We start from the raw sequence: 14,450 nt of genomic DNA, 5'->3' as shown, positions 1-14,450 counted from the left end.
TCTTGTAGACTGAAAATGTCTTTTAGCCTAAGTGTCCGTAATGAAAACAATAGACTACTACAATAAGCATGCAGAAGAATTTACAGCTTCAACGTTTGAAGTTGATATGGAAAGCCTATATCAGCCATTTTTAGCTGAGTTGCTCGAAGGTGCTCGGATTCTTGACGTTGGCTGTGGCTCAGGACGAGATACTCTGGCTTTTAAAAATAAAGGCTATCAGGTCGATGCAATAGACTATTCCGAAGAACTCGTTAAAAAAGCATCTCTACTTACAGGTATTCCTATTAAGTTGAAGAGCTTTTATGAGGTTGATGACTATGAAACTTATGATGGAATTTGGGCGTGCGCATCGTTGTTGCATTGTGAGCGTACTCATTTAAAAGAAGTGATTGGAAAACTGCTGAGTGCGCTCAAGCCAAATGGTGTGCTTTATATGTCTTTCAAATATGGGGATAGTGATCGAGAAAAGGATGGTCGGCAATTTACAGATTTGAATGAAGAACAAGCGAAGGCTTTACTTGAGCAGTTTGATAATGTTCAACAGATCCAGCAATGGATCACGGTAGATCAGCGACCTGATAGACAAGAAAAATGGCTCAATCTGATTTGGAAAAAATATGGCTGATTTTATTCCTACGGCGCAGGAACAGCTCAAGTTTCTTAAAAATATTCAGCTGATTTTGCAGTCGGGTAGTTTTAGTAGCACCTATAAATTTGCATTGCTGATTAGCCTAAGCCGATTAGCTATTGAAAAAGGTGAAGATTCAGGTGAAAGTCTATCACTCGAATATACGGATATTGCTGAGAAGTTTATCGAGCTATATTGGAAGCAAGCAGTGCCATATACCTTTAATGATGAAGGCCAACTCATCTTAAATCAGAATAATGGTAAGCAAGCAGCGATTGTAAATCGAATCATTGGGCTTCGTCAGAGTTACTCATCCCTTGGATTGTTAAGACGAGATTCATTGGTGTGGTTGAAGCTAGTTAAAGATGTCGCTCGCACTGTAAAAGACATGCCAGTCCGCTACTTGCAAAACATCAATGGTCAAAATTTTGAGTTTTTATATCAGCTTGATCGGTGTGGAAAGCAACTTATTCTTCTACCGCAAGTCATGTTTTGCTTAAGGCAATTCAGTGAGATCATTGAAGAACTTTGTCAGAAACGTTGGATTGACTATATCCGTAAGAACAGCAGCAATGCACCTATTTTGAATCAGTTGCCGAATCTTGAACAATTCATGTTTGAGCCGAGTCGGAACCAATTAAATGCTGTGGCTAATGTGTTGGTCGAGCTACAGGACTGTAAATGCTTCTACTGCAACAAGCCGATGAGAAAAGGCAATTATGCTGTTGATCATTTTATCCCTTGGTCTATGTATCCATCGGACACAGGGCATAATTTTGTATTGGCAGATTCAAGCTGTAATTCTAAGAAAAGTAATCTACTTGCATCTGATGAGTTTTTGCATAAATGGCAGGAGCGAAATGAAGAGCAGAATTTGATTATTGTGGATCGGATATCAGTGCTCGGTTTTTTAACAGATAAAGAACGTTCACATAAGGTGGCTGAGTGGGCTTATGCTCAGGGGAAAGAAAATAATTATGCTATATGGAATGGTTAAATAATTAGTCAAGACTGACTGATTATTTAACCAAAATGTAACGGCATTTCGCTCAGCATTTGCTTTCGTTGTTGCCAATCGGGCATATGCTCATCTAAAAGGCTGACAAATCGGTCACCATGATTTGCTTCAAGTAAATGCAATAGTTCATGCAGAATAATATATTCAACGCTCGCTTTAGGTTTTTTTGCAAGCTCAGTATTTAAACGAATATTTTTGTCTTTGGGATTGCAACTTCCCCATTTGGTTTTCATTGTACTTACAAGTAGTTTGTTAGGTTGAACCTGAAGCTTTTCAGCCCATTGCATAATTAATGGTTCAGCAAATTTACGTAACTCTTTGCGATACCAACGATTTACGTAACTTTGACGTTGCTCAAAGGCGTAATCTTCTGGACAAAAGAAGACCATGTTAAATGAGTCATATTTAATAGATGGGCGTTCGGCTCTTGCAACGCTAAGTAGGTAACGTTGTCCCCAAATGTAAATACTCTCGCGTTCGACATAAATACGTTTGGTTTCTCTGGATTGTTCCTTAAACTTTTTTTGTTCTTTTTTGATCCAAGATAGTTTAGAGATTGCATAGAGTTTTAACGATTCTTCAGGCACATAAGAAGGCGCCGTCATTTTGACAGCACCTTCAGGTGGATAAACACTTAAATGAATGTTTTCAATATCTTTAAGCGTTAAGTCAATCGTAATATCACCAATGCGGATAATCATCTAAACTCGTCGTGTCCTGCGAATACATCCATTAGTTTATCTAATAAATTTTCATCTTGGATTTGTTTCTTAATCATATTCCGTAATTTTGATGTTTTAAGTGGATGTGTTTGCCAGCCTGCAGGTTTATTATTTAGCACAAATTCATGTAGTTCGAGAGCTTGTTCTTCATGTTTAAATAAATTAAAGAGTGCCTTTTTACCTGTAGTATCGATTTTGGCACTGGTTTTCACTACTGTACCTGAATGTACATCTTTGGCAAGTTGTTCAATTTTCTTTAAATATTCCGCATAACGGTCTGCGCTGTCCTTACGGATTTTGATCACTTCTTCTAAGAGTCCTGACATTTTGGCATGGAAAGCAGGGTCAGCGAGATGATCTTTAATTAAGGTACTTCGGATGTTGTTTTCAATCGTTTCTGCGACTGAGTTTCGATCCTTCATATTGTTTAATTTTTTGGTAATGGTTTCTGCAATACCTGTTTCCACAATCAATTGAATGAGGGTTTTATCTTCAAACGAACTGACTTTTACCGAATTTTTAGCATCGATGTAGTTGTCTATGAGATAACGCATATCTGCTTCAAAAGTTTTCAGATCTAGATATTCCCCCGAACGTAATCGAACCTTTTCTCTTAAATCTAAATAAAAGACTTCTTTGGCTTTAATCTCTTTGATTTCTTCTGGCGTATAGCCAAGTTCAGCAAATTCATCTTTGGTATTAGCAAAGGCACGAAAGAAAGTAGCAACAGACTTATACAGCGTAATACGTCTTTGATAGGTCGCTTTAAGGTCGTTAGGGTTTTCTGAGTTACCACAGAAGAATTTTAAGCGATCTTCTTCACACTTATTTGGCTGCACCATTTGCATTAACAAATTGAGTTGCTCCATCGCATTGTCTAAATGCTCTTTTGCCATAATCTTTCGATTTTTAATCTCAATTTGTGCTTCTTCAGTTGTTGAAGTGTCAAGTTCTGAGTTATAGACGGCAATGGCTTTTGCCATTTTCTGAAATAGGTTTTTGTAGTCAATGATTAAACCATATTCTTTATCGACACTGTCTAAACGGTTAGTACGACAAATGGCTTGGAACAGTCCATGATCTTGCATCGATTTATCTAAGTACAAAACCGAGCAAGAGGGCGCATCAAAACCTGTCAAAAGTTTATCGACAACAATTAGCAGTTTCATTTCTGTTGGATGATCGACAAATTTTTTCTTGGCGTTATCGGTATAGGTTTCTGCCTTGGTCTTTTGCGGTTCAGCTTTTACATTTTGCAAAATTTGTTCATAGGTTGCATAAATGTATTGGTCTTCAGTTTCAGTATGGCTATCTACGATAGACTTGCTGACTTTTGCAGGACTTGGCTCGTAAGAGGTGATCAGCGCACAACGCTTTCGTAGAATAGGCGAGTTACTGTCTTGAATTAAATTGTAGTATTTACATGCTTCATAAATGCTCGAAGCGACTAAAATGGCTGTACCACGCTCTTTAAGGCGTGGAATTCTGCGCATAAAGTCATTATTAATATCAAGCATGATTTTACGCATGCGTTGCTCTGAGCTATTCAGTTTTTGGCGTGTACCCCATTCTTTTTTGAGTTCGACTTCTTGCCATTCATTTAAATTACGGTTGCGCACGGTTTCTTTAAACCAATCGTCAATGGCATCTTGATCAGAAATATATTGGTCTACATCACGTGATTCATATGCCAAGTCTAGAATCACGCCATCTTCTACTGCTTCTTTAAATAAGTAGGTGTGAATATAGCCACCAAAGACTTCTAAACTATTTTTAGCATCTTTTTTCAGGAGCGGTGTGCCTGTAAAACCAATCATTACGGCTTGTGGAATGATGGCTTTCATATAGCGGTGTAAATCACCACTTTGGGTACGGTGACATTCATCAATAAAGACTATCACCTCACCAAATACTTTAGATTTTTGTTTGGCAAGATCAGCAATGAAGGCATCGATATCTTCAACATCACGCTGTCCGAACTTATGGATGAGGGTACAGAGTAAACGTTCCTCAGGATTTTGTAACGCACTCATTAAGTTTGCACCACTGCTTGCACGAGTGACTTTGCGACCTGATTGCGTAAATACTTTTTCAATTTGTTTATCGAGTTCGTCACGGTCAGTAATGACGACAACACGGGCATGGGGTTTATTTTGTAAAATCCATTTAGCAAGCATCACCATCAAGATACTTTTACCTGCACCTTGGGTATGCCAAATAATCCCACCTTGTTTTTTATTGACGTATTGTTGTGCCGCTTTAAGACCAAAATACTGATGTGAGCGAGGCAGTTTTTTGACGCCAGCATCGAAAATAATGCAGTCGTAGATGATTTCTAATAGGCGGTCTTTGTTACATAAGCGACGTAAATATTTAAACAGAATATTATCTTCTTCGACGTCTGTATCTTCTTTCCAGTTTAAATAAAATTTAGATGGGGTGAGGGTCGTTCCGTATTGCAAGCCTTGTGAAGTGTTCCCTGCAATTAAAAGTTGTGTGGTATTAAAGAACCAAGGGTTAAACTCAGCTTGTTGATTGGAGACCAGTTGAGCAATACCTTCACCGAGTGACACACTGCCACGTTTTAGCTCTATCATACCAATGGCAATACCATTAATGTATAACACGAGGTCAGGACGACGTTCTGCTTCAACGCCTTTAAGCGTGACTTCTTCAGCCACATAAAAGCGGTTATTGGCTCGGTTTTTCCAGTCGATGAGAAAAATAGTTTTTTCATTTTCTTCGGCGCTCATTTTAACGCCGATGCCCATACGCAATTTGCCATAGAAGGCTTTATTGACTTCATATAAGCCATCGTATTTATTTGATAAGACTTTATTTAACTCGTCATAAACCTTACTGATTTCATGGTCTGAATGACCTTGAGATTTTAAGAATTCGGTTAAATATTCAGGTTCAATATTGCTATTGTTTTCACGGTACCGCCAGTTACCTAAATAGCTAAATCCTAGGGTTTGTAATACAGCAATGACTTGTTGTTGGGTATGTACTTCATTGTTTACGGTATAGTCCATATTAATTGTGTCTAAAGTCATGTTGTGTATTACTCCCCCTAAATTTTATAAATGCTCTAGGCCAAACGAATTTCGCCAGTGAGTAGTTTTTGCATCATGCCTTGTTTAAGATTGTTAGCTTTCTTTAGCTTTCTCTCTAGAATCATAAGATCGTGATCCACGTTAGATAAACAGCTGACAATTGAGTTCTGCTCTTCTAAAGTTGGTAAAACAAAATCAAAATGAACAAAATCTTTTTGGTAAAGATGAGTGATCGTTGATCCAGCAGTAATTTTTTTTAAAAAATCATCAAAATATTTAGACATCAAAATATAATAAAGAAATTTACTATTGATACCTGAACCGATTGGTCTAATTACAAATACTCCACTATTTAAAGTAGCAGGTAAGTCGAGATTTTCGATAAAAGCAACTTTCCCAATGGTGCCATCTTTTGTGACAAGAACATCGTTATTTTTAAGTTGAATATTAGGATCTTGTGAATATCTTGATTTATCTACATAAGGGCAATGTTCAAAATCAATAAAGCCTTCATTGAAATCAGTACCTGTTACTAAATAATAGTCACCTTGATCTAAATATTCTGCAACGGTTAGACCTTGCCAACCAATACGAGCTTTAAGTGTGGTTAAGTTGCCTAAATTTCCAATTTCCCAATCTTCAGGAATTTTTCCTAACTCAGAGTCTTTATAGCCTTTTGCCGTACCATCCTCATTAAAAAAAAACTCTTTTAAACGCTGTTTACCTGTTAAAAGATTGACCATTAAACCTTCTTTGATCATCTTTTTCTTTTCGATGAGTTTTTCTAATGCAGAAATATAATTGTCTGCATCAGTTAAGGCTTGAGCGATTTTTTGTTGCTCTACTGTAGGGGGGAGTATAATTTCAAACTTTTTAATACGTTCAATCGCGAGTTTAGGTTGTGCCCCAAGAGTTTGAACAGATTGAATGGTGCGCTTAATATTTTCAGTTTGTAAACTATAAAGTAGAAAAAGTTTATTGCATTTTAAATTGGTTAATCTATTTGCATTTTCAGTAAGATTAGCATTATTAAGCTCATCAGGGATTATACCCACTAGCCCTAATGTGCCAGCGACAGAGATGTAAATATCATTGGTTGTAATAATGTATTTTTTAATAAACTTTACAACCTCTCTTGGAACAAACATAATATTGTTTAAATCCACAGTTCCGTTAGCCATATCTGCTACACGGATATAAGGGTAACCATTATCAGATTCGGTAAGACCAATTCCTTTAGGTAATCGTTTCCCACTTTTAATGTCCGCTATTTCTTCAACATAAGCTACTGACCAACCAACTGGTAGATTTTTAGTTGATATCGAACTCATAGCTCAAACCCCATCGCAACTAAATGAGCTTCAACTTGCTTTTCTAAATCTTCAACACTTTGGGTTAGTTGCCCTAAAGTAAACTCATAACGCTCCGCCAATTCACGTACACGCACGGTTAAACGCTGTGCCACACGCTCAACATCGGCATTAATTTGTTTGGCTAAATCGGCAAGCCATTTATCGTCAGTCACCAATTCCTTAATTTCAGACTTGGTTAAAGTAAAGAAATATTCATAGGTATCGTCATCGAGCTTTGTAAACAGCTCTTTAACTTTACTCTTAGCAGTTTTGATTTTATTGCTTAAGTCTAACCAACGGTAAAGAACAGACAAGTTATCAAAATTATCAAATAAGTCAGCACCTTCATTTTTACTTAACGTTGCCGAAATACCTGAATCAAAGATCTCATACTTGGTCTTTATGGTTCGTTGAGCTGTTTTTAAAGACTTTAACGTTTCATCGTAGTTAAAAATAATATCGACCAACTCTTGAGCTTGATTTTCAGCAAATGCTTTAATTTTATTCGTCGTATTAATTTTATCTTTGACCATCTGTCGCACAATAGGGTGAGCAAGCTCAAGCTGTGCTAACTCAGTTTTCGCCATTTCTTCTTGTTGTAGCGCTTTTTCATACTGACGGAAATCAGCCGCATATGCTTTTGGTGCAGCGTCTAAAATTTCAGCCTGCCAAAGTTCTTTTACATCTTTTTCTTTAATCCCTTGCTCAAGGATATCTTCATCACCTGAATGATTTTCTTCATGCTCAGTGAGCGCTTGCATGTATTCATCTAACTTATTTTGTTCACGTGACAGCTCATCACGACGGTCTTTGAAATAACGATTGATTACGCTTTCTTTTGTAACGAGATCAGCTTTCCAACCTTTATCTTTAACTTGATCTTTACCGCCTTGTTTTTTAGCTTTAACAGTTTCAATAATACGTTCAGCATTGACTTTCCAATCATCGGCAGCAATGATATAAGCATCATCTTGCATAATGCCTTCCCAGTAATCCATCAAAATTTGGTAGATACTGTAATGATCAACAAGATCTTGCCCTTTATAGTGAGCAAGTAAAGATTCTGATAGTTCAGTAATTAATTCTTTAGGCTCAAATTCATTGGCTTTGAGTGATTTAAGTTTGACTTCTGCTTGATCTGCCCAGATTTGGAAATGCGCTTGCATTTTTTCTTTAAATGCAATGAACTCAGCATCTTGGTTAATAAAGCTTTTTACTTCATGCGTCGCACAGTTAAGCGCAGCATAACCCGCACGTAGAGGACTAAACAGTTTAGTTTTAAGCTGAGGACAAACTTTCCAGTAGTCAGCTAAATCTTCAATATCTGCATTTGGAATACCACCTTGTAAATGCGCTTCAATATCTTGAATATCTTCAGCTTCACTATTGTCGATATAGCGTGGCAAATTCAGGTTATAGCCGTTTTTAATGATTTCATCTAAACCGACTATACGAGCATAACGCTCATCATGCGCTACAGGATGTTTAAACGCATCAATGATTTTATGCAGATCTCGTTCACGCAGACGGTTTTTTGCACCATCTTTAATAAAGCCTTGGCTTGCATCAATCATTAAAATGCCTTTACGTGCCGCGGCATGTTCACGATCAATGACGATAATACAAGCAGGGATACCTGTACCGTAGAACAAGTTTGCAGGTAAACCAATAATGGCTTTAATAAAACCATAATCGACTAATTTTTGGCGAATATCTGCTTCGGCATTACCACGGAATAAAACACCGTGAGGCAGAATACATGCCGCTTTACCAGTCGATTTTAATGATTTGATGATGTGAAGCAGGTAAGCGTAGTCACCTTGTTTTGATGGAGGAACACCAAAATCTTCAAAGCGACCATAGATATCTGCATCAGCGGTCGAAATATCTAAGCCCATCGACCATTTTTTATCTGAAAATGGAGGATTGGCAACAATGAAGTCAAAGCGTTGTAATTCACCATCAACAAGAAATTTAGGCGTTGCAAGGGTATTGCCTTGGCGGATTTCTGCCGTTGGCGAACCATGTAAGAACATGTTCATTTGTGCCAAAATGCTTGTCGAAGCATCTTTTTCTTGGCCGTATAAAGAAATATCATCACGGTTAGATTTAGCAGCGACACGAAGCAGGAGTGAGCCTGAACCACAGGTTGGGTCATAAACTGTGGTGTCACCACGTGCTTCAAATTCATCAATTCCCACAATAGAGGCAACAATGCGGCTGACTTCTGTTGGTGTATAGAATTGACCTTTACTCTTACCACTTTCAGAAGCAAAATGACCCATGAGATATTCAAACGCATCGCCAAGTAAGTCATCGCCATTGGCAAGATGATTGGAGAAATCAAGTTCTGGACGTTGGAAAATCGCAATAAGGTCAGTTAAACGATCTACTTTTTCTTGACCATCACCAAGTTTGGTTGAATCGTTAAAGTCAGGCATTGCCTTAACATTCAGCGCACAGGCTTCGGCAAGTGGGGCAACAATTTGTTTATTAATCAGGTCGCCAATCTCAGCATTACCCTTGAGCTCAATCATGGCATTAAAAGTTGCCGATTCTGGAATCTCAATAAAATCTAATTGTTCTTTTTTATCACTGACATATTTAATAAAAAGTAAAACTAAAATGTAATCTTTATATTGGCTTGAATCCATGCCTCCACGAAGGTTGTCACAGCTTTCCCAGAGAGAAGAATAGAGTTCTGATTTTTTAATAGCCATAGTAACTGCAATATAAAAGCTTAAGCGGAAGTTGAACTGAATATTAGCAAAAAAAGAGTTGAAAGAAATTTCTAAAACTGGATTAGTAGATCAAAAGTGAGAACGTTGTGTGAAGTTGCATCAATATGTGTCGCGTTGAGGTGACTTGGTAGAGATATATCTATATAACGTGGCTTTTTAAATATAAGAAATCAGTTAGACTGGTTACTACGTTCATGTATTTTAATAAATTAGGTTTTTTACCAAGAGGGTCATGTGGCACACCAAGAAAACTACGATTGGATCAAAGCATTTAAAGAAATAAAAGAGTTGGTAAAAGGTTATCGTTATAATCAAAAAGAACTTATAACCATGCTTAAAGATGCTGGCATTGCTGTGCCTGCAGATGAAAATCCTAAAGACACCAAAATTCCATTAGAGCAAATGGACCCATTTTCATTTTTGTCGCTTATTAATAAATTCCCAAATGTGAGCCGACGTGCTGAATTCGTAAATAAAATTTTGGGCAAAGACCTGTTAAATGTCGAGATAGAAAATTTTTCAGGTGTACCGACTGCACATGGAACGGCAGCACTCTTTTTTCCCTATAAATATCATCGTAAAGCTGATGATGTTGATCTGTTGTGGAATCTATTTGAATGTATAGATGATCCATCTAAAATTACATCACAAATGTTCCAAGACATTTTGTCTATACATTCCGTTGGTTTTTCAAAGCTTACGCAAGGCCTGTTTTGGTATGCACCAGAATTATATTTGCCTATTGATGGTCAAACAGCACTTTATTTAGAAAATGTACAATTGCCACAAGCAAATAAAGTTAAAAATACCAAGACTTATAGTCTAGCATGGCAGGAATATCAAAAATGTTTAGCTGAAATAAAACAAAAGTATAGTTATTCTTTTGCCAAGCTATCATTTGATGCTTGGGTTAAAAATGGTAAGAAATATTCAGCAATACAAGCAATTCAATATTTAGAAAAACGCTATGGCATTGCTAGGGGGTCCACACACATTCAGGTTTTTAAAAATAACCAAAACCGTGAAATCGCTCTAGATCCAAACTTATACAGTGCTAAGTTATTTATAGAATGTTTGCCACAAATTGATTTTTTTAACCAAATTGACCGTATCTATGGAATAGCTGAAAAACGTAATCATCATTTAGAAAATTATAGTGATCGCTTAGGTATAGCACGCCCAAGTGTGCTGATCAAAATTTCAAATGAGGAGGATTTAGCAAGTCTTTGTGATTGGTATGAGCTTCCTGAGTCCGGCAGTACTGAAGAGCGCATTGAGCAGTTTTTATCATTATGGCCTTTAGAAAGTATTCAAAAACTAAAATTTAAAGATTATTACCATGCAAAACAATATGACAGCTTTGCGCGTTACTTAGATTTATTTGACATCAGTATGGGCGAGACCTATGGAAATAATTTTCATGTATGGAAACCTGCGGATGAAAAAAAAGAAGCGAGAGAGCATGAAGTTTATCGATATGAAAATAAACTTGCTTGGGACAAGAAATTTGGTCAGACCTTTGATGAAGCATTTGAGACAGTTAAAGACCGAGTGCTGCGCATTGCTGAATTAGCAAGACAGGGAGATTTTGCTGAAATTGAAACAATAGAGCTTAATAGTGCATTAAAGTGGAAAATTGCATTTGTATATCAGGATTTTACCCAGCCGAATATTTATCCGATTTTTACCAAAGAAGACTTCAAAAGAGCAGGATATGAGCGCTTGGTAAAATCCTCAGCATTTAGTTACTTAGCCACCTACCAAGAAGTTGAGGCTGATAGAGCTCAGCATTCCTATTTTGATTATGTGAAGCAGTTAAGTGAGCAGATTTTTGAGCAAAGAGCGACTGAAATTGGCAAAAAGAAATCTAAAAAATTAAATGAAAATTTGGAAACAGCAAATATGAAAGAATCAGAACACGCTTTAAACCGTATTTTATTCGGTGCAGCAGGAACCGGTAAAACTTATCAGAGCATTAACCATGCCTTAGCTATTTTACAAAACAAGACACTAGATGAAATTGAATTAGAAGAAAAACAACCTGATGGAAGAAAAAGGTTAAAAGATCGCTTTGACCGATTCAAAAAAGAGGGGCGGATCGAGTTTGTGACTTTTCATCAGAGCTTTAGTTATGAAGATTTTGTTGAGGGAATTCGTGCAGAAACTGAACAAGGTCAGTTAAGTTATGATGTGAAATCAGGCGTGTTCAAAAAAATATGTGATCGTGCTAAAGAAAATAAAAAGGTGATGAAAGATTTTGGAGTGCGATCCAATGCAAGTGTTTGGAAACTCTCTATAGGCGATCAATCTACGCGACAATATTGTTTTGAAAATAGTCAAATACGCGTGGGTTGGGGGGAAACAGGTAGCTTATTGGATGAACAGACCAAATATAGTGAAGACTATCAGCAATTCAGTGTTACAGATCATCATACACTTGAACAGTTTGTAAGTGGTGTAGAAGTAGGTGATGTCGTACTTTGTCTTAAAAGTACAAGTGAAATTTGTGGTATAGCTATAATAACGGGTGATTATTTCTTTGATGAACAGCGACCAGATGCAGTTCGAGAGGACTATCTGCATTGTAGAGAGGTAAATTGGATATTGAAGGATATTGCATTCAATATTCGTGAGCTCAATGATGGAGTTGGTCTGACATTAAAGACAATGTATCGTTTGTGGCGTTTTACTTGGAATGACTTGTTAGAAGCACTTAATCAGGCTGGTTATCTTTTGGATCAAGAAGAACAAAATCAAGATCCGTATATTTTAATTATTGATGAAATTAACCGAGGCAACATCTCTCGTATTTTTGGTGAACTGATTACCTTAATTGAGGACTCAAAGCGATTAGATGCTGATGAGGAGCTAAGGGTTACTTTGCCATATTCTAAAAAAGAATTTGGTGTGCCAAAAAATGTTTATGTTATCGGTACGATGAACTCATCCGACCGGTCCCTTACTGGTTTAGATATCGCTTTACGTCGTCGTTTTACTTTCATTGAAATGCCACCTAAGCCAGAGCTATTAAAAGATATCTCAATTGATAGTTTGAACATTGGTGAATTATTGAAAGTTATCAATCAACGTATTGAAGTGTTATTAGACCGAGATCATGTTATAGGGCATGCAAACTTTATGTCATTGAATAAAACACCTTCATTGTCTCATTTGGCAGAAATATTTAAGCAAAAGATCATTCCGCAACTTCAAGAGTATTTCTTTGATGATTGGGGAAAAATTGATTTGGTGCTAAATCGAAATGGTATGCTGAGTAAAGATCGTGATTCTTCAATTTCGGCATTATTTCCTGCAGATGTATTAGAAGAGTTCGGATACCTAGATCAAAAAGCAGTTTGGAAAATTGAAAAAGATGCTTTTGATGCGATAGCGAGTTATCAAAAAATTCTAGGAACTCAGGTGGCCTCGTGATGAAGGACATTACGGTTCGAGAATACGCATATCTGTGTGTTGAGTTTGCTAACCATCCCTCTAATAATTTAGATTGTGCTTATATCAGTCAAAGTGCTTTTGATGCCATTTGTGATTTGTCTGCGTCATTTTCAAAGCACGGTGCGAAAATATTTGAATTGGCTGGACGTAAGAAAATTAAGCTTGATCAATATGTAGGTATTATCGAAACTCAATGTGGAACTCGCATTGAGATTTTGCCAAAGCATATTGTGGTTGGTGAGGAGCAAAGTGTAGAAGAGGTTGTTGAAAAGGAACGCCTTCTTTTACAGTGTATGCTTCGTACTGCACTAGATATCAATTATAGAGAAGCGGGTGAAGCGTCATTAAATAAATTTGTGAAACCTTTGCATGAATGGATCATCAAGCAATTTCTTAAATGTTTTGAAAACTTGGTACAACGCGGTTTACGATTTGATTATAACCGTGTGCAAGAGCAACAAAAGTTTTTAAGGGGGCAATTAAAGCACGTTCAATATATGCGTCAGCCACCATCAAGACGACATATCTTTCCAGTCGAGCATGATGTTTATGAAATTAATCGAGCAGAGAATCGCTTAATACGAACAGCACTTGAAGTGGTGTGTAAAAAAACCAAAGATGCATCGAATTGGAAGTTAGCTCAAGAACTGCGTTTAATGACAGGTGAAATTCCGAGAAGCCAGAATATCAAACATGATTTTAGGCAGTGGCAGTCAGGACGTTTGTTAGCGTTGTATGAACAGATTAAACCTTGGACTGAGCTCATTCTAGGCGAGTATATACCTGTCTCTACTCATGGTGTGGCAAGGGGAATGAGTTTGTTATTCCCTATGGAAAGGCTATTCGAGGTTTATGTAGGCCGTAAAATCCAAAGATTATTGCCTGAATGGAATGTCTCATTACAAAAACAAGATCGTTATATGTGTGAGCAAAATGGACGATTAATGTTTAAGTTGAAACCTGATATTTACATGCAACATAAATCAGGTCATGACATTAAGGTTTTAGATACCAAATGGAAGTTACTTGATCAAGTAGATATTAAAGCTAAATTTGGGATTAAAGATGGCGATGTGCAGCAAATGTTTGCTTACAGTGCTTATTATTTAGGTCTTGAACATGAAATTGTGATGGTTTATCCGACACGCAAGGGTGAGTTTGATCAAGCATTGCCAATCATGAGGTTTAAACATGGTAACTCTATGTTAAGGGTGATTCCTTTTGATTTGGATGAAAGTCTTGAAGGGAAACATTCGTTATTTATTGGGAATTTAATTGGTCAGACTATTTAGCGTTTATGGTTTTGTATCTCTAGGAGTGGGTTAATTTGGGTAACATTTAATATATAAAATACTTAAAAATTAGTTGTTTAAATGATGGATTAAGCTGCCACCATCTCAACCTTCATAACTACTGTCTAAAACTTATTTTAAATTATAATTATTTTGTATATAAAACAGTGTCTTAAATTGTAAAAATA

8 protein-coding genes are annotated in these 14,450 nt (G+C 36.8%); 4 read left to right on the top strand and 4 right to left on the bottom strand.

Translation table 11 applies throughout. The features are described from left to right. Nucleotides 1–40 precede the first annotated feature (40 nt). On the top strand, nt 41–625 hold the full coding sequence (locus tag FTU64_RS03255) for a bifunctional 2-polyprenyl-6-hydroxyphenol methylase/3-demethylubiquinol 3-O-methyltransferase UbiG (protein WP_180059217.1): 585 nt from the start codon (nt 41–43) through the stop codon (nt 623–625). Further along, the gene (locus FTU64_RS03250) at nt 618–1,625 is read left to right on the top strand and encodes an HNH endonuclease domain-containing protein (protein WP_180059216.1); all 1,008 of its coding nucleotides are present in this window, start codon (nt 618–620) and stop codon (nt 1,623–1,625) included. The genes FTU64_RS03255 and FTU64_RS03250 overlap by 8 nt, the downstream gene beginning before the upstream one ends. A gap of 26 nt (nt 1,626–1,651) precedes the next feature. Here FTU64_RS03250 and FTU64_RS03245 read toward each other — a convergent pair whose 3' ends face one another. Genes FTU64_RS03245 through FTU64_RS03230 form a run of 4 tightly spaced genes read right to left on the bottom strand, consistent with a single transcriptional unit; the run spans nt 1,652 to nt 9,496 of the window. Then, complete coding sequence (locus tag FTU64_RS03245) at nt 1,652–2,347, bottom strand: M48 family metallopeptidase (protein WP_180059215.1); 696 nt, start codon at nt 2,345–2,347, stop codon at nt 1,652–1,654. After that, nucleotides 2,344–5,424: a type I restriction endonuclease subunit R gene (locus tag FTU64_RS03240; RefSeq protein WP_180059214.1), complete on the bottom strand. Its 3,081-nt coding sequence runs from the start codon at nt 5,422–5,424 to the stop codon at nt 2,344–2,346. The genes FTU64_RS03245 and FTU64_RS03240 overlap by 4 nt, the downstream gene beginning before the upstream one ends. 35 nt (nt 5,425–5,459) lie before the next feature. Then, nucleotides 5,460–6,755, bottom strand: a complete 1,296-nt coding sequence (locus FTU64_RS03235) for a restriction endonuclease subunit S (RefSeq protein WP_180059213.1) — start codon at nt 6,753–6,755, stop codon at nt 5,460–5,462. Further along, on the bottom strand, nt 6,752–9,496 hold the full coding sequence (locus FTU64_RS03230; RefSeq protein ID WP_180059212.1) for a class I SAM-dependent DNA methyltransferase: 2,745 nt from the start codon (nt 9,494–9,496) through the stop codon (nt 6,752–6,754). The genes FTU64_RS03235 and FTU64_RS03230 overlap by 4 nt, the downstream gene beginning before the upstream one ends. A 255-nt stretch (nt 9,497–9,751) precedes the next feature. Between FTU64_RS03230 and FTU64_RS16295 the strand changes: the two genes are divergently transcribed. Together FTU64_RS16295 and FTU64_RS03220 are read left to right on the top strand one after the other, a co-directional pair. Next, the gene (locus FTU64_RS16295; protein WP_373886566.1) at nt 9,752–12,949 is read left to right on the top strand and encodes an AAA family ATPase; all 3,198 of its coding nucleotides are present in this window, start codon (nt 9,752–9,754) and stop codon (nt 12,947–12,949) included. Beyond that, on the top strand, nt 12,949–14,262 hold the full coding sequence (locus tag FTU64_RS03220) for an McrC family protein (protein ID WP_180059211.1): 1,314 nt from the start codon (nt 12,949–12,951) through the stop codon (nt 14,260–14,262). Before FTU64_RS16295 ends, FTU64_RS03220 begins: the two co-directional genes overlap by 1 nt. The last annotated feature ends 188 nt before the right edge of the window (nt 14,263–14,450 follow it).

The organism is Acinetobacter sp. YH12128 (genome assembly GCF_013418655.1).
GTDB classification, from domain to species: domain Bacteria; phylum Pseudomonadota; class Gammaproteobacteria; order Pseudomonadales; family Moraxellaceae; genus Acinetobacter; species Acinetobacter amyesii.
Note: the sequence above shows the minus strand (reverse complement) of the source record. Positions and strands in the feature narration are given on the sequence as shown.

Coding starts and splice junctions, on each gene's coding strand:
- FTU64_RS03250 (WP_180059216.1), top strand. CDS start 618: ATGGCTGATTTTATTCCTACGGCGCAGGAACAGCTCAAGTTTCTTAAA.
- FTU64_RS03230 (WP_180059212.1), bottom strand. CDS start 9,496: ATGGCTATTAAAAAATCAGAACTCTATTCTTCTCTCTGGGAAAGCTGT.
- FTU64_RS03220 (WP_180059211.1), top strand. CDS start 12,949: ATGAAGGACATTACGGTTCGAGAATACGCATATCTGTGTGTTGAGTTT.
- FTU64_RS03235 (WP_180059213.1), bottom strand. CDS start 6,755: ATGAGTTCGATATCAACTAAAAATCTACCAGTTGGTTGGTCAGTAGCT.
- FTU64_RS03240 (WP_180059214.1), bottom strand. CDS start 5,424: ATGACTTTAGACACAATTAATATGGACTATACCGTAAACAATGAAGTA.
- FTU64_RS03245 (WP_180059215.1), bottom strand. CDS start 2,347: ATGATTATCCGCATTGGTGATATTACGATTGACTTAACGCTTAAAGAT.
- FTU64_RS03255 (WP_180059217.1), top strand. CDS start 41: ATGAAAACAATAGACTACTACAATAAGCATGCAGAAGAATTTACAGCT.